General features: G+C 38.9%; 22 protein-coding genes. 1 reads left to right on the top strand and 21 read right to left on the bottom strand.

What is annotated here, in order from left to right:
- Nucleotides 1–23: 23 nt before the first annotated feature.
- The 13 genes from pheA to AB3I72_RS00985 form a co-directional block, all read right to left on the bottom strand.
- Nucleotides 24–872, bottom strand: a complete 849-nt coding sequence (pheA, locus tag AB3I72_RS01045; protein WP_368023419.1) for a prephenate dehydratase — start codon at nt 870–872, stop codon at nt 24–26.
- Nucleotides 873–879: 7 nt separating this feature from the next.
- On the bottom strand, nt 880–1,386 hold the full coding sequence (locus tag AB3I72_RS01040; RefSeq protein ID WP_368023418.1) for a shikimate kinase: 507 nt from the start codon (nt 1,384–1,386) through the stop codon (nt 880–882).
- 19 nt (nt 1,387–1,405) lie between these two features.
- Complete coding sequence (gene aroA / locus AB3I72_RS01035; protein WP_002420201.1) at nt 1,406–2,692, bottom strand: 3-phosphoshikimate 1-carboxyvinyltransferase; 1,287 nt, start codon at nt 2,690–2,692, stop codon at nt 1,406–1,408.
- Between the two features lie 6 nt (nt 2,693–2,698).
- On the bottom strand, nt 2,699–3,793 hold the full coding sequence (locus AB3I72_RS01030) for a prephenate dehydrogenase (RefSeq protein WP_002374855.1): 1,095 nt from the start codon (nt 3,791–3,793) through the stop codon (nt 2,699–2,701).
- 33 nt (nt 3,794–3,826) lie between these two features.
- Complete coding sequence (aroC, locus tag AB3I72_RS01025) at nt 3,827–4,993, bottom strand: chorismate synthase (protein ID WP_061101168.1); 1,167 nt, start codon at nt 4,991–4,993, stop codon at nt 3,827–3,829.
- A 1-nt stretch (nt 4,994) separates the two neighbouring features.
- The gene (gene aroB, locus AB3I72_RS01020) at nt 4,995–6,071 is read right to left on the bottom strand and encodes a 3-dehydroquinate synthase (RefSeq protein WP_061101169.1); all 1,077 of its coding nucleotides are present in this window, start codon (nt 6,069–6,071) and stop codon (nt 4,995–4,997) included.
- Nucleotides 6,072–6,093: 22 nt separating this feature from the next.
- Nucleotides 6,094–7,119, bottom strand: coding sequence for a 3-deoxy-7-phosphoheptulonate synthase (aroF, locus tag AB3I72_RS01015; RefSeq protein WP_002363948.1), 1,026 nt, complete (start codon nt 7,117–7,119; stop codon nt 6,094–6,096).
- Nucleotides 7,120–7,155: 36 nt separating this feature from the next.
- Nucleotides 7,156–8,022, bottom strand: coding sequence for a shikimate dehydrogenase (gene aroE, locus AB3I72_RS01010; RefSeq protein WP_002377421.1), 867 nt, complete (start codon nt 8,020–8,022; stop codon nt 7,156–7,158).
- Nucleotides 8,023–8,509: 487 nt separating this feature from the next.
- Entirely contained in the window at nt 8,510–8,965 is a 456-nt protein-coding gene (locus AB3I72_RS01005; RefSeq protein WP_002357586.1) for a hypothetical protein, read from the bottom strand.
- An 89-nt stretch (nt 8,966–9,054) separates the two neighbouring features.
- A complete protein-coding gene (locus AB3I72_RS01000) occupies nt 9,055–9,429 on the bottom strand; it encodes a thioesterase family protein (RefSeq protein WP_061101170.1) in 375 nt (124 codons plus the stop codon).
- Nucleotides 9,429–10,649: a CCA tRNA nucleotidyltransferase gene (locus AB3I72_RS00995; protein WP_025189204.1), complete on the bottom strand. Its 1,221-nt coding sequence runs from the start codon at nt 10,647–10,649 to the stop codon at nt 9,429–9,431. The genes AB3I72_RS01000 and AB3I72_RS00995 overlap by 1 nt, the downstream gene beginning before the upstream one ends.
- A complete protein-coding gene (gene dapB / locus AB3I72_RS00990) occupies nt 10,646–11,425 on the bottom strand; it encodes a 4-hydroxy-tetrahydrodipicolinate reductase (protein WP_173958463.1) in 780 nt (259 codons plus the stop codon). Before dapB ends, AB3I72_RS00995 begins: the two co-directional genes overlap by 4 nt.
- A complete protein-coding gene (locus tag AB3I72_RS00985; RefSeq protein ID WP_002363944.1) occupies nt 11,418–11,768 on the bottom strand; it encodes a nucleotide pyrophosphohydrolase in 351 nt (116 codons plus the stop codon). The genes dapB and AB3I72_RS00985 overlap by 8 nt, the downstream gene beginning before the upstream one ends.
- A 123-nt stretch (nt 11,769–11,891) precedes the next feature.
- Between AB3I72_RS00985 and AB3I72_RS00980 the strand changes: the two genes are divergently transcribed.
- Nucleotides 11,892–12,776: a YitT family protein gene (locus tag AB3I72_RS00980; protein ID WP_368023417.1), complete on the top strand. Its 885-nt coding sequence runs from the start codon at nt 11,892–11,894 to the stop codon at nt 12,774–12,776.
- Between the two features lie 37 nt (nt 12,777–12,813).
- On the opposite strand, the gene AB3I72_RS00975 is transcribed toward AB3I72_RS00980, so the two are convergent.
- The 8 genes from AB3I72_RS00975 to AB3I72_RS00940 form a co-directional block, all read right to left on the bottom strand.
- The gene (locus AB3I72_RS00975) at nt 12,814–13,353 is read right to left on the bottom strand and encodes a ReoY family proteolytic degradation factor (protein WP_368023416.1); all 540 of its coding nucleotides are present in this window, start codon (nt 13,351–13,353) and stop codon (nt 12,814–12,816) included.
- 9 nt (nt 13,354–13,362) lie between these two features.
- Nucleotides 13,363–14,619: a lipopolysaccharide assembly protein LapB gene (locus tag AB3I72_RS00970; RefSeq protein ID WP_010816518.1), complete on the bottom strand. Its 1,257-nt coding sequence runs from the start codon at nt 14,617–14,619 to the stop codon at nt 13,363–13,365.
- A gap of 9 nt (nt 14,620–14,628) precedes the next feature.
- A complete protein-coding gene (locus tag AB3I72_RS00965) occupies nt 14,629–15,669 on the bottom strand; it encodes a hypothetical protein (protein WP_002374878.1) in 1,041 nt (346 codons plus the stop codon).
- Between the two features lie 306 nt (nt 15,670–15,975).
- The gene (locus AB3I72_RS00960) at nt 15,976–16,251 is read right to left on the bottom strand and encodes an HU family DNA-binding protein (RefSeq protein ID WP_002357604.1); all 276 of its coding nucleotides are present in this window, start codon (nt 16,249–16,251) and stop codon (nt 15,976–15,978) included.
- Nucleotides 16,252–16,498: 247 nt separating this feature from the next.
- The gene (gene der / locus AB3I72_RS00955; RefSeq protein ID WP_002357608.1) at nt 16,499–17,809 is read right to left on the bottom strand and encodes a ribosome biogenesis GTPase Der; all 1,311 of its coding nucleotides are present in this window, start codon (nt 17,807–17,809) and stop codon (nt 16,499–16,501) included.
- Nucleotides 17,810–17,982: 173 nt separating this feature from the next.
- Nucleotides 17,983–19,194 carry a 30S ribosomal protein S1 gene (gene rpsA, locus AB3I72_RS00950; protein WP_002360341.1) on the bottom strand — a complete coding sequence of 404 codons (1,212 nt, stop codon included), beginning with the start codon at nt 19,192–19,194 and terminating at the stop codon, nt 17,983–17,985.
- A 113-nt stretch (nt 19,195–19,307) separates the two neighbouring features.
- A complete protein-coding gene (gene cmk, locus AB3I72_RS00945) occupies nt 19,308–19,988 on the bottom strand; it encodes a (d)CMP kinase (RefSeq protein WP_061101173.1) in 681 nt (226 codons plus the stop codon).
- A 236-nt stretch (nt 19,989–20,224) separates the two neighbouring features.
- The gene (locus AB3I72_RS00940) at nt 20,225–20,854 is read right to left on the bottom strand and encodes a LysM domain-containing protein (RefSeq protein ID WP_002369411.1); all 630 of its coding nucleotides are present in this window, start codon (nt 20,852–20,854) and stop codon (nt 20,225–20,227) included.
- Nucleotides 20,855–20,858: the final 4 nt, after the last annotated feature.

The raw sequence follows: 20,858 nt of genomic DNA, 5'->3' as shown, positions 1-20,858 counted from the left end.
GCTTCATTTTCATTTTTAACTCTTTAAAGTGTGGACAAAACATAGATCGGGTAATCCCCTAAAATTTTTATTTCTGCGCCAATCAGTTCCAGTTCTGTTAAAGCTGCTTCAATTAGTTTTTCTGGTTGATCATTCACTAAGTCCATTAAAAAGAAGTACTCTCCGAGCTTTGTTTTCAACGGCCGCGATTCTATTTTGCTAAGATTAATCCCTCGCCAACTAAACACGCTTAATGCTTTGTGTAAAGAGCCAGGAACATTACTTGGCATCGTAATCGCCAGCGTTATTTTTTTCTCAGATAGCGGGAAAGAAATCGCTAAATTTTCAGAACCAAGAACCCAAAATCGGGTTTGATTTACCGATAAATCTTGTATATTTTTTTCAACAATGGTCAAATCATACATTTTCGCAGAAAGTTTTGGTGCAATAGCTGCAAAAGGCAATTCTGGATGTTCTGCAATGTATTTGGCGGCGTAAGCTGTTGAAGGCGTTGCTTCTAAAATCGCTTCTGGAAAGTTTTTCTCTAGAAACATCTGCGATTGAGCTAATGCTTGCGGATGTGATAAAATTTTCTGACTTTGTTGCCAGATCGCTTGATTCTCTTTTGCCACCATTAATTGTTGTTGAATCGGTAAAACTAACTCTGCTTGGACAGGTAACTGCGCTTGATGATACAAATAATCTATCGATGCGTTAACAGTTCCTTCAATCGTGTTTTCTATTGGGATAATGCTCCATGCCACTTCTTGCTGTTCAATTGCTTTCAAGCAAGCTGGAATCGATGCGTACGGCATCAACGTAGCTTCAGGAAAAGCAGCCAACGTTGCACTGTACGTAAAGGAACCCATCGGACCTAAATAACCAACTTTCATCGTTTCTCTACTCCTTTAATTGTTGCATAATTTCATTGATAATTTCTTCTGGCGAGCGATTGGTCGTATCAATTGTCATCTTCGCACATTCTTCATAAAAATTTTTACGAGACTCAAATAAAGTAATGATTTCTTTTGAAGAACGTTCTATAGCTAAGGGCCGCTGGTTTTCAGTATCTTCTGTGATTCTTTTTAACAGCTCTTCTGGTGTCGCATGTAAATAAATCACTTGCTGAAAAGATTTTAATAAGCTACGATTTTCTGGTCCGACAACAATCCCGCCCCCAGTTGAAATGACGGCTGTATTTTTTAACAGCTCCTTTAAAAGTTGGGTTTCCTGTTCTCGGAAAGCTGCTTCACCATATTTTTCGAAATAGTCAGGAATTGAGCGTCCTATTTTTTCAATTAACGCTGTATCTAAATCAAGATGAGACATCTTTAGTTTATTGGCCAAACTTTGACCAATAGTTGTTTTACCCGCACCCATGAAACCAATTAAAACAATGCTTTCCATGGTTCGTTATCCTCCTTCGTTAACAACTTAAACGTTCTAAGTCGTCAAAAAATGCTGGATAAGAAACTGAAACTGCTTCAGCCTTATCTAATTCAACAGTGCCTTCTTTTACAAGTAATGCAGCAATTTGTAACATCATCCCGATACGATGATCCCCATAACTGGTAACTCTTCCACCATGTAAAGAAGTTGGTCCATGTATAATTAAGCCATCATCAGTAGGCGTGATGTCGGCGCCTAAAATTGTTAATTCTTTCGCTACTGCATCAATCCGATTGGTTTCTTTGACTTTCAATTCTTCTGCATCTCGAATGATTGTCGTGCCAGTAGCCTGAGTAGCTAACAAAGCAATAATCGGTAACTCATCAATTAAACGTGGGATAATAGCGCCACCAATCTCTGTAGCTGTTAATTGACTCGTTTTTACAAGTAAATCGCCAGAATGATTGGCCTCATCTTCATTTAAAATAGTGACGGAACCGCCCATGTTTTTAATCACATCTAAAATACCTGTCCGCGTTTGATTTAAGCCAACATTTTTCAGAAGTATCTCGCTATCTGGGACTACTAAACCCGCAACTAAAAAGAAAGCTGCAGAAGAGATATCACCAGGAACTACCACATTTTGACCTGTTAATTGTTGCGGTCCAGTTAACATAATTTTTTTATCATCTACTTCAAGCGTCCCACCAAATTGTCGAATCATCTCTTCTGTATGATCACGTGTCTTTTCTTTCTCAACCACTACAGAAGTGCCCTCGGCTTGCAAAGCGGCGAATAAAATAGCCGATTTCACTTGAGCACTCGCAACAGGCATTGTGTAGTCAATAGGTTGCAAATTTTGAGTCCCGCGAATAGAAATTGGCGGAAACTCCGTTTGTTGAACCCCTTGACATTCCGCTCCCATTTGGTTTAAAGGAAGCATCACACGATTCATCGGTCGTTTAGCAATAGACGCATCACCAGCTAGGCGCGTTTCAAAGGGACAGCCAGCTAAAATGCCTAGCATTAGACGAATTGTTGTCCCTGAATTTCCAACATCAATTGTATTCTTCGCCTTTTTTAAGCCTGCAAATCCTTGCCCCTCAACGGTGATTGTCGTCCCGTCATCTTCAATGTTCACACCTAAAGAACGAAACGCCGCTAAGGTACTTAAACAATCTTCGCCTCTTAGAAAATTTGTAATCGTCGTTTTTCCAGAAGAAATCGCTCCAAACATAATACTTCTATGGGAAATCGATTTGTCGCTAGGAACCATCAGAGTCCCTTGTAAATGTTTCACATTTGTACGTAGTTGCACCCTCATCACCTCTTATTTTTCGTAACACGTATAGTTCGTTTTTTTAGATAAAATTTGTTTTGCAGCTTGGCAGTCTGATTGATTTTTAAAAGACAATTGAAGAATCCCATAGATTTCTTCTCTCGTTTCTAAAATTTTAATATTTGTAAGAGAAAGGTCCGCTTCGCCTAAAATTTGCGTAATTTCAGCAATTATTCCTGGTTGATCTGGTACATCAACAAACAGATCATAGAAAGCTGGGATTGCGCCTTCTTTGTGAATAGGCAATTGAGCACGTGTTTCTTTGGCCTTATCAAAAAAATTACGAATAGCTGGGGCGTTTTTTTCTGTTAACCATTGGCAAACAGTAGTCATCTCTTTTTGCCAATTTTCTAGTAAGTCCAATAATACTAAGCGATTGCTTAATAAAATATCCGTCCACATCGTTGCATCAGAGGAAGCAATTCGAGTAATATCTCTAAATCCTCCAGCCGCTAGCTGCTGTGCTCTAGGGTAAGTGGTATTCAGTTGCTGACTTTCGTTCACTAAAGCTGCGGCAACAATATGTGGCAAGTGACTTAGAGCACCAGTAATTTCATCATGTTCCTGTGCAGGCATCGTAATAAACTTCGCATGCGTTCCTTTTAGTAACGTTTGTAACTCCTGAATCTGTTTGTTTTTTTCGCCATGGTCATCGGTAAAAATATAGTAGGCATTTTCAAACAAACGTTCATCAGCGGCTGTTACGCCGGATTTATGTGAACCAGCCATTGGATGACCACCAATAAAATTTTTCATGTTAAGCTTTGTTGCTAACTGATTAATTTCCACCTTGGTACTACCCACATCTGTGATCAGAGCAGTTTCTAGTGATAATTGGTTTAATTCTTCTAGTTGTACTAAAGTTGCTTTAACTGGGGAACAAAGAAAAATAATCTCTGCTCGTCTTGCCCCACTTGTTAAAGATTCAGCTATCTCATCAATTAGACCCGTTTTCTTAGCAAATTCAGTTGACTCCGCTTGATTATCGAAACCGATAATCTCACTGTTGGGATGCCCTTTTTTGATACACAAAGCCAGTGAACTTCCGATTAGCCCTAATCCTACGATTAAAATACGTTTCTTCATTTTTTCCCTCCATATACTTGCGACTTTCTTCCATTAAAAGTTTTGAGTATATAGACGATAACGTTTCACTGCTTCTTTCATTTGTTCAAATGAGTCACTATCAAATTTTTCGAGCATTGCCTTCGCTACTTCCGTTGCAACAACGGCTTCACAAACAACGCTAGCGGCCGGTACCGCCGTGCTATCAGAGCGCTCAACGCTAGCCTTATAAGGCTCTTTTGTATCAATATTCACGCTTTGTAATGGTTTATAAAGGGTTGGAATAGGTTTCATGACACCACGAACGATGATTGGCATTCCGTTGGTCATTCCTCCTTCAAAACCGCCTAAATTGTTGGAAGTTCTGGTATAACCTGTACTTTCGTCCCAAACAATCTCGTCCATCACTTGACTACCAGGGCGTTGCGCCATTTCAAATCCAATGCCAAACTCAGCACCTTTAAAAGCATTGATGCTTACAACGGCTTGCGCAATTTTGGCATCTAGTTTACGATCCCATTGAACATAGCTACCTAAGCCAGCTGGAACGCCACCCACAAGTACTTCTACTACCCCACCAATTGTATCGCCATTTTTCTTGGTTTGGTCAATTAGTTCTTTCATTTTTTCTTCTACGGAAGGATCTAATACGCGAACGGCAGATTGTTCAGACCGTTCTTGAATTTCACGGATCGTTAAATTTTCAGGAATCGTAGCTTCAATCCCGCCTAATACCGCGACATGCCCAGCGACTTGGATATCCAGTTCAGCTAAGAGTTTTTTAGCAACCGCACCAATCGCCACACGCATCGTTGTTTCTCGTGCCGAAGACCGTTCTAAAACATTCCGTAAATCATCATGTTGATACTTTATGCCACCGACTAAATCAGCATGTCCTGGACGTGGTTTGCTGACGCGGCGGATTTTCTTTTGTTTTTCAGGAACTGGCTCTACTGACATCACGGAGGTCCAATTTTTCCAGTCTTTGTTTTCGACAATCAACGTTACTGGTGAGCCAAGTGTTTTACCATGCCGAATGCCCGAAGTAATACGTACTTGGTCTTTTTCAATTTTCATCCGTCCCCCACGACCGTAACCGCCTTGACGTCTTGCTAATTCTCGGTTAATCTCTTCGCTACTTAAAGGCAGACCGGCTGGTAAGCCTTCAATAATAGCAGTTAATTCAGGTCCATGTGATTCGCCTGCTGTAATAAAGCGCATCTTAAATTCCTCCTTCTCTGTTCAAAAATGCTCGAATTTCTTCCGTTGGTAAAGAGACAATTTTCGCTTGACCAATTTTTTCTAAGACAATGATTTTAATCTGTCCCCCACGTGTTTTTTTATCATGTGTAATTGCTTGATAGAGACGTTCTTCTGACCAACGATCTGTGGTTACTGGTAAATGGAACTTTTCTAGCATGGTGACCAACTCTTGGGTAGTCCCAAGTGGAGAAAGCCCTTGTTGTTCTGCGACTTGAGTTATTTGAATCATTCCTAAAGAAACGCCTTCACCGTGAGCAATCACCCCGTAACCAGCTGTATTTTCTAATGCGTGGCCGATCGTATGCCCAAAATTCAGAATCAAACGTAAGCCCAAATCTAGTTCATCTTCTTCGACGACATCACGTTTAATCTTGCAACAGGCCGTGATAATTTCTTCTGCATGTGCCACTAAATCTTGTTCATTTTCCAAAGAGAATAAACGATGCCACAATTCAACATCAGCGATAGCTGCTGATTTTACAATTTCTGCAATTCCTTCACGCACACGTCTAGGTTCTAATGTTTTAAGTGTATTAGGATCAATTAAAACCCCATCTGGTTGGGCAAAAGTACCGACAAGATTTTTGGCTTTTTTAGTATTAACCGCTGTTTTACCTCCAATGCTACTATCTACTTGTGCCAGTAAGGTTGTTGGTACTTGCAAAAAGTGAATGCCGCGCATATAGGTTGAAGCGACAAATCCAGCTAGATCTCCCACAACGCCTCCACCTAAAGCAATTAGACCATCACTTCGAGTCAATTGCTGTTCCGCTAAAAAATCATAAAGCAGTTGAGCTGTTTCGAGGCTCTTACTTTGTTCACCTGCCGCTACAGCAATCAATGATGTTTCAAAACCAGCAGCTTGCAATTCTTTCTCAACAGCTGCGCCATATAATTTATTCACCGTTTCATCGGTAATAATCGCTACCCGTTGTGGCTGCCACAGGCTACGTACCCAGGTGCCAATTTTATCTAAGGCACCTGTTTCGATGGTTAAATCATATGAATGTGTAGGTAACGTTACGGTTAATTTCATGTCCTCTACTCCTCTGTCTTTACTAATCTTCTAAAGCATTAATTTCTTTCATTGCTTTTTCGATGATATGAACTTCTTTCATCATACGTAGGTAAGTTTTTTCATTCAAGGATTGTGGCCCATCTGACCACGCATTCGCTGGATCTGGGTGAATTTCTACAATCAAGCCGTCCGCACCTGAAGCAACACCTGCTCGGGCCATTGGCGGTACTAAATCCCAGATACCAACACCATGACTCGGATCAACAATAATTGGAAAATGACTTAATTTTTTAATTAAAGGCACCGCACTTAAATCAAGTGTATTGCGCGTAGCGGTTTCGTACGTACGAATCCCACGTTCAATGAAGATCACATTGAAATTTCCTTGCGCAGCAATGTATTCAGCTGCGTTTAGCCATTCATCAATCGTACCGGCAATCCCGCGTTTTAAGCCAATAGGTTTTCCAGTTTTACCAACCGCTTGTAATAACTTGAAATTTTGCATGTTGCGCGCACCGATTTGTAAAATGTCACTGTATTTTGCGACAAGTTCTAAATTCGCTTCATCCATCACTTCTGTAATGACTTGCATATCTAATTCATCAGCCGCTTGGCGAATGTATTTCAGTCCTTCTTCTTCTAGCCCTTGGAAAGCGTATGGCGACGTTCTAGGTTTGAATGCACCACCTCGTAAAATTGTTGCACCGCCAGCTTTAGCAATTCGCGCACATTCACGAATCTGATCTAAGCTTTCGATTGAACAAGGGCCCGCCATCATGGTCATACTGCCGTCACCGATTTTAACACCGTTCACATCAACCACTGTATTCTCTGGATGAAATAAACGACTCGTTAGTTTGTAAGACAACGAAATGCGGACACTTTTCTCCACGCCTTCTAATGCTGTTAACTCTGCTTCAACTAATTTTTCTGTATCACCAATCAAGCCTATCACTGTTTTTCCATTATCTTGACTTGTTTGAGTAGTTAAGCCTGCACCTGTTACTAAATCAATGACTTGTTTCATTTGCTTTTCGGTTGCATTTTCTTTCATAATTACGATCATTATATTCTCTCCTCATGCCTTTAAACGGCGCTCTTTTTATCTATTTTCAATTTTACGTTTTACGACTGATACAGGCATTTTTTGTCCTGTCCATTGTTCAAAAGCAGCAGCTCCTTGATAAAGTAGCATGTCCAAGCCGTTGCTTGTTTCTGCGCCACGTAAACGGGCTTCTTTTAATAACTGTGTTTCTCTGGGATTATAAATAGCATCATACACGAATAACTTCGGTTGAATCATTGCATAATTTTCTATAGGACTACTATGTGCATGTGGATGCATACCCACACTCGTTGCATTAACTAACAAGACGCTTTCAGCAACATCTTTTGCTAGTTTTTCAGTATCTGCTAAATCGTTTAAATGAATTACACAGTTGGTTCGTTCAGTGAAATTTGCCAGTTTTTTTTGACTGTCGTTAAACCCCGCGCTTTTCCTGTTGTAAACGGCGATTTCTTTCACGCCATCTAAAGCAGCTTGGGCAATGATTGATAAGGCTGCACCACCTGTTCCTAAGATGGTCATTTTATTCTGAAAAACGTCAACCTTTTTCTCTTTCAAACTCCACATAAAACCAGTACCATCCGTGCTGTCTCCGTAAAGTTTTCCATCTTTGTTGACAATCGTATTAATTGCGCCAACCAGTTGAGCGGTAGGACTTAGTTCATCCATATAACTTACAGCCGCCACTTTATTGGGCATTGATAAGTTGGCCCCTAACATGTGAAACGTTCGAATCGCTTCAATTGCTTGTGGCAATGTCTCTTGTCCAACGTCAAACGCCAGATACCGAGCATCAACTCCTAAATTTTGAAATGCTGTATTATGAATCAACGGTGAAATACTGTGTTGGCTGGGTTTCGCGAATAGCCCAGCTAAACGAGTAGATCCAGTTATTTCTTTCATCCTGTGTGCTCCTTTACGAAATTTTTTTAGTAAGTTTCTGAAATCCTAATTTTTGGCCAAACAAAAAGGATATTCACAGTAAATTTTAAGAAAAATCTACAGTGAATACCCTACAAAAAAGCAATATAAAAGCCACTATAGATTTTCTTAAATCTACATGGCTGAAAGTCATCTTAAATTTCCCTAGCCATTATAGATACAAACGTTTGTTGTCTGTACCCATAATGTTATGAATACAAACCTATCTAAAATAGCTAAAGTAAAAGTTATTCAGTTGTGTATGGTTTTTCTTCGTTGTTGTCATAAGAATCACTCCAAAACTGATTTAATTAAGAATTGTTAACAGTATACCGCTAGAAAAAACATGTGTCAACACTTATTCGCTTATTTTTTTGACTATTCTATTAAAAACAATGTTATTTTATTCGCCAAAAGACTAAAAAAGCCACAGGAACCAGTCATTTCACTGATTCCTGTGGGGCAAAAATTATTTTAATTCTTCAGCGTATACATCATCAACTGTTTGTGTTGGGTCGATAACAATGTATAAGTTTTTAGTTTTTTCGCTGACTTTTGTAGATTGATAGATGTTATCCAAGCCCTCATCTGTTTTATCTTTGTAAGGGAAATAAACTAAATCTGGTGTGCCATTTTTGTAAAGAATTTCCATACGTTCGATATCTTCATATTTTAAAGCACGAGAGAACATCCCTAATTCTAAGCCACCTAAGTTAATATCGTGGGTTTGAACATGATCTCCTTCTTGGAAAATTTCAATTTTGAACCCTTCACATGGATGAATTTCAACAAATTCACTACCATGGATACGGCCAAAACTTGTTGTAATATGTTTAATCCATAAATCACCAATAAAACGACGATCAATCGTCCAAGTTTCACCATTTCTGAAATAAAATTTAAGTCCTGTCATTTCTCTAGCCATAGCACAAATCTCCTTACTTAAAAATAATTTCTTACATTATTAGTTTACCATACTTTTGATAAACGGTCACAAACTTTCGCTGTAGATTCTTAATCTTTTGTTATTCTTTTTAAAAAAGAATCAATCTCAACTACTGCACGTTGGTGAGAACCTTTGGCAATTTGTCGTTCTCCTTCATAAGCAACAAATTCATAGCGTATTTTGTGTGCAGTCTGTTCAATGCTGGTCATCGTAACAACGATTGTCGCCCCTACCGCGGATGGATATAAGTGGCGCAATTCTAACACCGTTCCGACAGTTGTTTTCCCAACTGATAATTGGTCCTTCACAGCTTCTTTGGCTGTTTGTTCAATCATGGCAGCTAAAGCAGGGGTTCCTAAAACTTCTAAGTCACCAGAACCGAGCATTTTAGCCGTTTGTGATTCTTTCACCAAAAATTCTTTTGTAAACATTTCTGTTGGCATTATGCTTTCTCTCCTTTTGAACGTTGTTTTTTGGCAAAAGAAAGCAGAACTTCTTGTTTATTCTCTAAGCTACCTTCAACAACGTGTTGCTCGATTTCAGCAATCAGTTCCCCTAACCATTTGCCTGGTGTTTCTTCTAAGACGGCTAAAAGGTCTTTTCCTGTAATGGCCAATTCATGTCTTTGATGGATGGGTAATGCCTTAACTAACTCTTTTGTTACTTGTACTTGACTCTCTTGTTGGTAATAATATAAAAGCCTTTCAACAAGTACGGCTGATTCTTCGCCTAATTCATAAAGCATCATTGGCTGCCAGTCGTTATTCAAACGAAAACGCAGACCACGTACTAATTGTGAAACGTTTTGAATTAATTGATTTGAAAGTTTCCAAGCCTTTAAGAAGGAGCGGATTTCTGCTTCTGGTAAATTCAATGATTGGATAAGTAACGTCCACGCTTCTGCTTCTGTTTCAATTTGACGAGCAGGCAAGTCCATTAAACGAAAAAGTCCAGCCCCTTGTTCTCGTAATTTGGGACAATATTGATAGCATTCTGTTTCAATAAACGGAGCTAAGCCACCTTGTCGATTAACCCCTAAAAGCATTTTTACAAATTCAATCGTAATGCGTTCTACTGAAATTTTTTCTAATAAAGGATGAAATTCAGCGATAGCGGCTAAGGTTTTTTCTTCAATTTTAAAATCTAATTGGCTAGCAAAGCGTAAGCCCCGCATCATCCGCAGAGCATCTTCATGAAACCGCTCATGGGGATTGCCGACTGCACGAATGGTTTGATTAGTTAAATCTTCGATACCATCAAATAAATCAATGATTTCGCCTGTGCTGTCAAGCGCCAAGGCATTAATCGTAAAATCTCGCCGTTTTAAATCTTCTTTCAAGGAGCGAACAAAGGTGACTTCATCTGGTCGGCGAAAGTCTTGATAAGTTGACTCGGTACGAAAGGTTGTTACTTCATACTGTTGGTCTTCCATCAATACAAGGACTGTGCCATGTTCGATGCCCACATCAACGGTTCGTTTAAAAATTTGCTTAATTTCTTCTGGATAGGCACTTGTCGCAATATCGACATCATGGATTGGTTTATTTAATAAAGCATCACGGACACTGCCCCCGACAAAATACGCTTCAAAGCCCTGTGCATTGATTTCACGAATAACGGGAGCGGCTTCTTTAAATTCGTTTGGAATAGTTGTCAATTTCATAGCATCTGTTCCAATCCGTAAAGTAGTTCTGTTCTCTGTACCACTTGCCGACAAGCTAACGCTACTCCTGTCATGAATGAACGCCGATCATAAGAATCATGCCGAATAGTGAGCCCTTCACCTACACTGCCAAATTGGACTTGTTGGTGTGCCACTAAACCAGGTAAGCGTACACTATGGATTCGCAGACCCTCGAAATCAGCCCCACGTGCCCCTGGTATTGATTCTACCTCTTGCGGATTCCCTTGTTTTTTTGCTAGCCGAACTTCTTGAATCATTTCTGCAGTTTTTATAGCCGTTCCACTTGGTGCATCTAATTTGTTATCATGATGTAATTCAATGATTTCCACATCCGGAAAATACTGTGCCGCTTTTTGGGCAAATTGCATCATTAAAACTGCCCCAATTGCAAAATTTGGCGCAATTAAGCCGCCGATGGCTTTTTCTCGAGATAGGTTTGTCAATTCGTTGATTTGTTCCTCAGTAAAGCCTGTCGTCCCAACAACTGGCGCCATACCGTGTTCCAACGCAAAACGCGTATTTGGATAGGCAGCTTCAGGAACCGTAAAATCAATCCAAACATCTGGTTTGACAGCTAGGACTTCTTCTAAGCGCTGAAAAACGGGAATTGCTGTTTCATCATTGAAAGAAACAGTTTCTTGTGCTTCATGAGGATCATACACACCTACTAATTCAAAGTCTGCGGTTTCTAAGACCATTTGTGTAGCAGTACTGCCCATCCGTCCTTTAAACCCAGCGACAATTATTTTAATCATGTGTTTTCCCATCCTTTCTTTCAAAGCGATAGCGATCCCGCTTGTTAAATTTGGCCATATTTTCTTCAAAAACTTCGGTTAAATCAATCTCTAAAGAATTTGCCATGCTAATCAATACAAAAAAGACATCTCCAAGTTCCTCTGATACTGTCTTTGGTTTTTCGTCTGCTTTTTTCTGTTTTTCACCATAATAATGATTGACTTCACGGGCTAATTCTCCGACCTCTTCCGTCAAACGAGCCATTTGTCCTAATGGTGAAAAATAGCCTGTTTTAAACTGTTGAATATAATCATCAACTTCTGTTTGCATCGATTGCAAACTACGTTGTTCTGATTCTGACATTTTACCCCAACCTTTCTTACTCTACCTCCTACATCTTATCAAAAACTTGGCTATCTGGAAAGGTTCTACTTGTTGTTTTATATAGAGAATGATACAGTTTATACTGTAAAAGGACGTGATTAAATGGAAGAACAAAGATTTTATTTTAAAGATGTGTTATTTATTGTATTAGGAAGCTGTATCTATGCCTTTGGTTTGGTTACTTTCAATATTGCCAATGACCTGGCCGAAGGTGGTGTCACAGGGATTACTTTGATTTTAAGAGCCTTATTTCATTTTAACCCAGCATATACGACATTATTAATCAATATTCCGCTCTTATTAATTGGTGGTAAAATTTTAGGCAAACGTTCCCTCTATTATACGCTAATTGGTACCGTGTCGTTATCGGTATTTTTGTGGTTTTGGCAAAAATTTCCTGTTGAAATTAATTTAGATCATGATTTATTGATTGCTGCTCTCTTAGCTGGTTTAGCCGCAGGATTCGGGAGTGGCCTTGTTTACCGCGTAGGCGGAACCACTGGTGGGACCGACGTCATTGCCCGCATTTTCGAAAAATACTTTGGGATTAGCATGGGCCGCTCGTTGTTACTTTTTGATGTTGTAGTCTTACTCCTCTCGTTGACCTATATTGATGTCAAACGAATGATGTATACTTTAATTGTGTCCTTTGTTTTCAGTCGTGTTGTCGATTCTGTACTCGACGGAGCCTATGCTGCGAAAGGAATTTTAATTGTTTCCAATCATTCCGAAGAAATCGGTCAAAGTTTAATGGCTTCTTTAGAACGTGGGGTAACATATTTAAATGGTGAAGGTGCTTATTCACAAGTGGAAAAACGGGTTCTCTACACGGTAGTCAGCCCTCGAGAAATAATGGAAGTCAAACGAATTGCTAATGAAATAGATGAAAAAGCCTTTGTGTCCATCATTAACGTACATGAAGCAATTGGCGAAGGCTTTACTTATGCAAAACCCAGCAAACAACGGCGCTTTAAATTAAAACAATAAATAAAACCCAGCATTTATTGAAAATGCTGGGTTTTATTTATTGTTGTTTCAAACGATTTAATTCATCGGATAATTCTAAAAACGCTTCTTTGTTGCCTGTTTCTAAAGCATCATCAATTTGAGCTTTAAGTAATGCCATTCGTTGCGTTTGTTCTTCTTGCTTAAAGTATTGATCAATCGCTCTGGCAACTTCCTCATCCACTTGTTCATTCCATGGCGCAAACGGATTATCTTCTAAAACAGATAAATACTGGCTCGTTTGCCATGCCTCTGGAAATACACATTCTAAATAAAGAGCTTTCCGCCAATTCATTCGAATCTCATGAAAAATTTGTTCCGGATCTGTAAATTCTTGTGCTTGGATAAAAAGCAATAACGGCTCCTTACCTAAACCATCTGCTACCACGCGGATCCCTCGATCAGTCTTCTCTACGTTCTCAACAAAATGAACATTATTTAAAATCGCATCGTGCGTTAATAAGTAATTTAAAATCCACAGTACTTCTCTTCTTCCAAAAGGCACGGTATTCACTAACCAAGTTAAAAATTTTTTCTTTTCTGATAAACTAACAAACATCGTCGTTTCCTATCTTTCTTCCATATCTGCTAGTACAGATTGCATGTCGACATCACCAGGTTCATGTTCCAAATAATGGTGCAACAAGTGTTTTGCTTTTTCAAGTTCGCCTTCTTCTCGTAAGAACAATGCGTATTCTTTTAGAAATTCTGGTTCGTGAGACAATTCTTGCGCTGCTTGTTCGTAATGAACTTTAGCGACGGCAAAGTCTTCTAATTCGTTGTACGCTTTTGCTAAGTTCCATTCAGCATAAGGATGATCCGTTTCCTCTAAATCATTTAAGATAGTAATTACTTCCTCAAAACGCTCTTCCGTGATGTAGAGATTACTTAAGGTCAAACGACTTTCATCTGTTTTCTCACCTAATTCCAAAGCTTTTAACAACCAATTTTCAGCACCAGCAATGTCGTGTAAGCGATAGGCATTTTCAGAGGCAAATTGGTATAACTCTACTTGGAAGGGATTTTCCGCAATTCCTTCTTCGATCACCGCTTTTGCTTCCTCTAATTGCTCTTCTTCTTGGAGCGCTTCCGCTAAATATAGATAAAGTGATTGAAAATGTGGGTTTAGTGTTTTTAATTGCTGGAACAACGCAATGGCTTTTTGATTCTCATGTAACTGTAAATAAGTGAAAGCTAACTGGAATAAACGATCGTCTGTTTGTTCTTCTTTGACCGCGGCTTCCAAATAAGGAACTGCTTCTTCAAAATCACCTAACATGCTGTAACTACTTCCTAAGCGTTCATTCAAGGAAATAGCAGAGATTTGCGCTGTCCCACTTTCTACAATGCTTTGATAACGAGTAATAGCCTCGACAAATTGACCATTTGTAAAATATAGTTCTCCCAAAGCAAATTGAATTAACGGCTCTTCTGGCATAAGATTGGCTGCTTCTTTTAATTTCGCTTCACTGACTTCTGGAATCCCTAAAACTTGGTACAAATCCGCAGTAACTAAGAGACTTTGGACATAACTGTCACTAGTTTCTGGAATTTTTTCTAAATAGATGAATGCGTCATCTATTTCATTATTTTCAATGGCGATTTCTGCTAATGGAATGTTTAAGCCATCTGCATCGGGAAATTGTTCCAACAATTGTTGGAAAATTTGTTTGGCTTCTTCTAGAAAACCTAAAGATAATAACGTTTCCCCTAAATCAGCTAAGGTATTTTCATCATCTTTCTTTAATGCTTCTTCAAACATTAACTGTGCTTCTGCTAAATTTTCAGCTTGTAATGCTTGAACCATTTTTTCACTATATGACATAATTTCCCCTCAAATCTCTTTTAAAATTTCTTGGTATCTTTCAATCGTTGTTAACAGTTGATCGGGCGTTGGCTTTAAAGCTGCTCCTAGTTGACCGATTTTTTCCAACACCATAGGAGGACCTAGTGTTTCTGTGTGAGCCAAGACTTGTTCTGCGTAATCAGCACTTAAAATTTCTTTTGGAAACGCCACCGGAAAACCTAAGCGAATAAACCAAACGATAAAATTCTTAAATTGAAAGTCAAAGTGATTGACTTGCTGGCTCCATAAAACTTGTAACAATAATCCCAATAATCGTTTCATGGGACCTGATAACAAATGGCCGTTTTCGGTTGTAGCAAAGGCCGCTTCAAAAACTCGGCCAAATTGATCCACTTTTTCCCCTGCTTGTTCATAAAAAGATAACAACTCGTCTAAAATACCATTAAATGACGTTTGATTCAACCGTTTTTTATCTGGATACGTTTGGTATAGCATTTGTAAATAAGTATAATCACAGACAAGACCCGCTCGAATAAAAACGAGCAAATCAATTAAAGGAGCGGCACCTTTTTTATTGGTCAAGGTACTATCAAACAAAATTTCTTCTGAATGATTTTCTATATGCATAGTTGCATGCTGTGCTTGCTGAATTGTGACACTTGGTAAAAGTCCTTGCCGTAACGCTTGAACAGACACAGGCATCAGCCAACATTTGGAGGAACACTTACTTACTTGGTGCAAAAATGCGGTTAATTGTAGTACCCCTTCATTACCTAAACCAATCAATAAAACATCCTGATTTTCTGGCCAATCAGCTAAGAAACGTAACACACTTTCTAATTCTGATAAGTCATTGCAATGAACATCATTGCGACAAATATACCAGTTTAATCCCAACTGTTCCCCAAAGGCATAATTAATCTTCTCCGAAAAAAGATCATAGTAACGCTGATTCGCCAAAACAACGATTGACTCCGTCGTTACTGGTCGTTTTTTTAGGACGGAAGCAAATGTTTCTCCATAAATAATAGCGACCTTGTTTTCCCCTCTAGAATAGTTGTATTTCATTGATTCACCACCTTAAGACTGTTTCCTCTTCCTTCACCCCAAGTCTAGCATAACCACTAAAAAACAGCTACTGGCAACAACTTATTTTTGTCCTTCATTCATAAATCTTTCTCTTTTTATCAAAAAAGCAAGGAGCGAGTGTCGAACCGTTCCCGCTTGATTCTCGGAGCGAAGCACGTTTTTCTCACCCAAGGTTCGTTACAGTTTAGCCTTTTAGCGTGCTGTTTCGACCACCTCTTAAAATAACATTTTTTATGTATGATTCAAAAAAGAACCCTTGGAAACCAAGGGTTCTAATTGTCTGTCTTATTTCACTGCATCTTTCAATGCTTTACCTGGTTTGAATGCAGGTACTTTGCTTGCAGCGATTTGAATTTCTTGTCCAGTTTGTGGGTTACGTCCTTTACGAGCTGCGCGTTCGCGAACTTCAAAGTTACCAAAACCGATTAATTGAACTTTTTCACCTTTAGCAAGAGTTTCTTGAATTGTTGAAAAGACAGCGTCTACTGCTGCAGTAGCATCTTTTTTAGTTAAACCAGTTGAAGATGCAACGTTTTCGATTAATTCTGCTTTATTTGCCATGGATCATTTCACCTCCTCTATAAGAGATACGATGTTTTTACACACCTAAAGTTCCGTCTATTTTTGAGTGGTCCAAAAACAGACAGCAAATATTGATCTGGTTCAATATTCTGTTAACAAGATAGCATAAGAAAGTTGTAATAGCAAGGTTTTTAGTGTATTTTAACCAGTTTTTTCAAAAAATAATCATTTTTTCTCAAAGTTGATAAATTTATTTGAATATCTAAAAAAAGTATGGTAGAATGCACTATTTTCGGCGTCGCGGAATGATTTTAATTGGCGTGCCCTCAAACGTAAATGCTTTTCTGATTTGATTTTCTAAAAACCGGGCATAAGAAAAGTGCATTAGTTCTTCTTCGTTGACAAAAATAACAAATGTAGGTGGTTTGACTGCCACTTGTGTTGCATAAAAAATCTTCAAACGTTTTCCTTTATCGGTTGGTGTTGGATTAATTGCTACAGCATCCATTACAACGTCATTTAACAACGCTGAAGGAATCCGTAAGTTTTGATTCATACTTACTGTTTCAATTAGTTCAGGCAGTTTGTTTAAACGTTGTTTGGTTAATGCAGACACAAAAATAATGGGTGCATAATCTAAATATTGGAATTCATCACGAATTTCCGCTTCAAAATCACGCATTGTATTTGTATCTTTTTTGACTGTATCCCATTTGTTGACCACGATAATAATACCACGACCTGCTTCATGGGCATATCCCGCCACACGCTTGTCTTGCTCACGAATACCTTCTTCTGCATTCAAGACCATTAAAACAATGTCTGAGCGTTCAATCGCCCGCATTGCGCGCATGACGCTATATTTTTCAGTTGATTCGTATACTTTCCCACGTTTACGCATACCAGCCGTATCAATCATTAAGAACTTTTGACCTTCTTCAGATTCAAAATACGTATCGATTGCATCTCGCGTTGTTCCTTCAATATCTGAAACAATCACGCGATCCTCACCAAGAATAGCATTAATCAATGATGATTTACCGACATTTGGACGCCCGATTAAACTAAATTTAATTGTATCTTCGTCCTCTTCTTCTGAAGTGTTAGGAAAATGTTTAACTGCTTCGTCTAACACATCGCCAATGCCTAACCCGTGACTACCAGAAACTGGGAAAGGATCCCCTAGTCCTAAAGCATAAAATTCATAAATATCATTACGCATTTCAGGATTGTCAACTTTATTAACAGCTAAGATCACTGGTTTATTACTACGATATAAAATTTTTGCTACTAACTCATCTGCATCAGTAATTCCTTCACGGCCACTAGCAACAAAGATAATCACATCTGCTTCATCAATCGCAATTTCTGCTTGGTGTTTGATTTGGTCCATAAATGGTTCGTCACCTAAATCAATCCCACCTGTATCAATAATACTAAATTCACGCCCTAACCATTCTCCAGTTGTATAAATACGGTCGCGTGTTACACCAGGAGTATCTTCTACAATCGAGATACGCTCACCGGCAATGCGGTTAAAAATAGTCGATTTACCGACATTCGGTCTACCGACAATCGCAATAGTTGGATTTGCCATTTGATTCCCTCCTTGAGAATTTCAATCCTTACTAGTTTACCTAATCAAACCTTAAAGTGCAAGAAAAGTTTTAGTTTCTGCTGATTTTCTAACCAATTCAAGAAAAAATGAGTTTGACATAGCCGATCTGTTTACGGCTATGTCAAACTCATAAATTTCAAGAAAGTAACGGGTTATTCCTCTTCTTTCGCATCAGATAAAGCGTCACCTAAAATATCGCCCATGGTAAAGCCAGTATTTTCTTCAGGCAATTCATATTCCTGTTCTTCTTTTGGTTCTTCTTGAGACTCAGGTTTTGGTTCTAACGCTTTGATACTTAAAGCAATACGATGTTCCTCTGGATTAACTTCTAAAACTTTCACTTGTACTTGATCCCCTTCATGAAGGACTTCATGAGGCGTTGCAATATGCTTGTGAGAAATTTGAGAAATATGCACTAATCCTTCCACACCAGGGAAAACTTCCACAAACGCACCGAAGCTTGTTAGGCGTTTTACTGTTCCATCTAAAACAGTCCCAGCGGCTGCTTTTGTTTCGATATCTGTCCATGGTCCAGGCAATGTTTCTTTAATAGATAAAGAAATACGTCCTTCTTCTGGATTAATTGAAAGAATTTTTACTTGAACGTCTTCGCCAACAGTTAACGCATCACTTGGTTTGCCCACATGCTGATGAGCAATTTCAGAAACATGAACTAAACCATCCACGCCACCTAAATCAATGAATGCGCCGAAATCTGTTAAACGAGCTACTTTCCCTTCAACAACGTCTCCGTCATGTAAAGAAGAAAGTAATTCTTCTTTTTTCGATTCTTTTTCAGCTTCAACAACTGCTTTATGTGAAAGAATTAAGCGGTTTTCTGAAGGTTCGATTTCAATAATTTTAAATGCTAGTGTTTGACCTTTATATTCAGAAAAATCTGCAACAAAATGATCTTCAACCATTGAGGCAGGAACAAATCCGCGAACACCGACATCAACAACCAAACCACCTTTAACAACATTTGTAACAGGTGCTTCGATTACTTTGCCCGCTTGGAAATCTTGTTCAATTTCTTCCCAAACTTTTTTAGCATCTAAACGGCGTTTTGACAGTAAATAACTGCCGTTTTCTTTATCTTTGCCAATTGATGTGATAACAACTAAATCTAGCACATCACCGACTTTCACAAGTTCGTGTACATCTTCAACTGGTAAAGTCGATAATTCCTTTGCAGGAACAACGCCTTCAACGCCCGCTCCTTCAATGCCGACAACAACTTGTTTGTCTTCGATGGCTAAAACTTCGCCTTTAACAATATCGCCAACACTGACTTCTTGAACGCTGTTCATTGCATCTTCCATTGTTTCGTTGTTTGCTACTTGTTTGTCTTCAAAATCTGTCATGCCTCTTATCCTCCTATGCCAACAAAAATTCCAAAACTTAGCTATATATACTTACATAGTACGAGATTTTTGTAAAAAAATAAAGCGATTTCTTCTATTTTTCTTAAAATTCTTTAAAAAAGTTCAAAACCTTTTTGTTTAATCACATTTTGTATGGCGGCGACGACTTCTTCAATCGTCAAGCCTGTTGTATCGATTTTCACAGCATCACTTGCTTGGACAAGGGGTGATACTTCTCTGGTTGAATCTAAATAATCCCGACGTTCAATCTCCGCCTTCAAGGTTTCAAAATCCGTCTCAATCCCTTTTTCTTGATTTTCTTTAAAACGACGTTCTGCACGTTCTTCAACGCTAGCCACCAAGAATATCTTTACTTCGGCCTTTGGTAAAACTGCAGTACCAATATCTCGACCATCCATGACAACTCCGCCGGCTTGACCAATTTTCTGTTGTAACGCCACCATTTCTTCTCTAACTTTTGCATGTTTTGAAACAGCTGAAACAGCATTCGTTACATCTGGCTGGCGAATCGCTTCGGTCAATTCATGACCATCGATAAAAACACGTTGGCCATTCTCTGCTTGCTGAAAAGAAATAGTGTGGTTTACACAAAGCGCTACTAATGGTTCTTCCGCTTGAATGTCGATTTGATTTTGCAAGGCCAGATACGTAATCGCTCGGTACATGGCCCCCGTGTCACAATACACATAATTCAATTGTTTTGCTAAAATTTTTGCAACTGTACTTTTGCCTGACGAAGCTGGTCCGTCAATAGCAATACTGATTTTCCCCATGAAAAAACTCCTTAACTGATATGCATCCTTTAAAATGCGCTTCTTCTTTTATATTAAAATCAGAAGAAAAGAACTTGGATTTAAACTGATGACGAGTCTCTAACGAAAAAGCAATAAGCCGAAATCCCTCGAAAGACGCAAAACATCTTTCGGAAATTTCTGCTTATTGGCATTCTCATGTAATCATCCGTCGCGGTTTAGCCCTTGAAAGTGCTGTCCAAACCTCTTTTTCTGGATTATTTAATACGTAATGGTTGTCCTGGATAAAACACAGATGTATCAATCCCAGGATTTAACGCTAAAATTTGTTCTAATGTCATTCCGTTACGTTCGGCAACTTGACGTGCCCCTTCGCCACTTTGAACGGTATCATAAACAGGTTGTTGGTTCTGCGCTTGTTGCTGTTGTTGATTTTGAGCTTCTTGTTGTTGTTGCTGCTCTTGTTGTTGTTGCTGTTGCTGTTGTTGTGCTTGTTGGTCCTGTTGTTGCTGTGCAGCAGCATCTGAACTTGAAGGTGTTGTATTTTCAGCTGGTTGGCTGCTTGCTGGTTCTGAGCTTTCCACTGATTTTGACGTACTTTCTTTTTTCTTCTCTTTTGATGATGATTGGACTAATGAAGAAGATGGCTGGCTATTTTTGCTAGCACTTTCGTTCGGTTTCTTGTCTTGCATCATCCATAAGAAAGTCCCAATTGGAATGGCAATAATTAATAATAGCAAAATAACTAAAACAGTTAGAAATAATGAATTTCCTCGTTGCTGTTGGCGTTTTGCTAAACGAGAACCACCACCATTTTGATCAGGTTCATAAATTGATTGTTCCCATGGCTCACGAGCTTGGTTTTTCTTTTTGTCCTTTTTACTCACTGCT

It is taken from the genome of Enterococcus sp. GC34 (assembly GCF_040886645.1).
Classification (GTDB): Bacteria; Bacillota; Bacilli; order Lactobacillales; family Enterococcaceae; genus Enterococcus; species Enterococcus faecalis.
This window is presented reverse-complemented; position numbering and strand designations above follow the sequence as displayed.

Excerpts from the sequence above, each read along its gene's own strand:
- pheA (WP_368023419.1), bottom strand. The coding sequence starts at position 872 with ATGAAAGTTGGTTATTTAGGTCCGATGGGTTCCTTTACGTACAGTGCA.
- AB3I72_RS01040 (WP_368023418.1), bottom strand. The coding sequence starts at position 1,386 with ATGGAAAGCATTGTTTTAATTGGTTTCATGGGTGCGGGTAAAACAACT.
- aroA (WP_002420201.1), bottom strand. The coding sequence starts at position 2,692 with ATGAGGGTGCAACTACGTACAAATGTGAAACATTTACAAGGGACTCTG.
- AB3I72_RS01030 (WP_002374855.1), bottom strand. The coding sequence starts at position 3,793 with ATGAAGAAACGTATTTTAATCGTAGGATTAGGGCTAATCGGAAGTTCA.
- aroC (WP_061101168.1), bottom strand. The coding sequence starts at position 4,993 with ATGCGCTTTATTACAGCAGGCGAATCACATGGACCTGAATTAACTGCT.
- aroB (WP_061101169.1), bottom strand. The coding sequence starts at position 6,071 with ATGAAATTAACCGTAACGTTACCTACACATTCATATGATTTAACCATC.
- aroF (WP_002363948.1), bottom strand. The coding sequence starts at position 7,119 with ATGATCGTAATTATGAAAGAAAATGCAACCGAAAAGCAAATGAAACAA.
- aroE (WP_002377421.1), bottom strand. The coding sequence starts at position 8,022 with ATGAAAGAAATAACTGGATCTACTCGTTTAGCTGGGCTATTCGCGAAA.
- AB3I72_RS01005 (WP_002357586.1), bottom strand. The coding sequence starts at position 8,965 with ATGGCTAGAGAAATGACAGGACTTAAATTTTATTTCAGAAATGGTGAA.
- AB3I72_RS01000 (WP_061101170.1), bottom strand. The coding sequence starts at position 9,429 with ATGCCAACAGAAATGTTTACAAAAGAATTTTTGGTGAAAGAATCACAA.
- AB3I72_RS00995 (WP_025189204.1), bottom strand. The coding sequence starts at position 10,649 with ATGAAATTGACAACTATTCCAAACGAATTTAAAGAAGCCGCTCCCGTT.
- dapB (WP_173958463.1), bottom strand. The coding sequence starts at position 11,425 with ATGATTAAAATAATTGTCGCTGGGTTTAAAGGACGGATGGGCAGTACT.
- AB3I72_RS00985 (WP_002363944.1), bottom strand. The coding sequence starts at position 11,768 with ATGTCAGAATCAGAACAACGTAGTTTGCAATCGATGCAAACAGAAGTT.
- AB3I72_RS00980 (WP_368023417.1), top strand. The coding sequence starts at position 11,892 with ATGGAAGAACAAAGATTTTATTTTAAAGATGTGTTATTTATTGTATTA.
- AB3I72_RS00975 (WP_368023416.1), bottom strand. The coding sequence starts at position 13,353 with ATGTTTGTTAGTTTATCAGAAAAGAAAAAATTTTTAACTTGGTTAGTG.
- AB3I72_RS00970 (WP_010816518.1), bottom strand. The coding sequence starts at position 14,619 with ATGTCATATAGTGAAAAAATGGTTCAAGCATTACAAGCTGAAAATTTA.
- AB3I72_RS00965 (WP_002374878.1), bottom strand. The coding sequence starts at position 15,669 with ATGAAATACAACTATTCTAGAGGGGAAAACAAGGTCGCTATTATTTAT.
- AB3I72_RS00960 (WP_002357604.1), bottom strand. The coding sequence starts at position 16,251 with ATGGCAAATAAAGCAGAATTAATCGAAAACGTTGCATCTTCAACTGGT.
- der (WP_002357608.1), bottom strand. The coding sequence starts at position 17,809 with ATGGCAAATCCAACTATTGCGATTGTCGGTAGACCGAATGTCGGTAAA.
- rpsA (WP_002360341.1), bottom strand. The coding sequence starts at position 19,194 with ATGACAGATTTTGAAGACAAACAAGTAGCAAACAACGAAACAATGGAA.
- cmk (WP_061101173.1), bottom strand. The coding sequence starts at position 19,988 with ATGGGGAAAATCAGTATTGCTATTGACGGACCAGCTTCGTCAGGCAAA.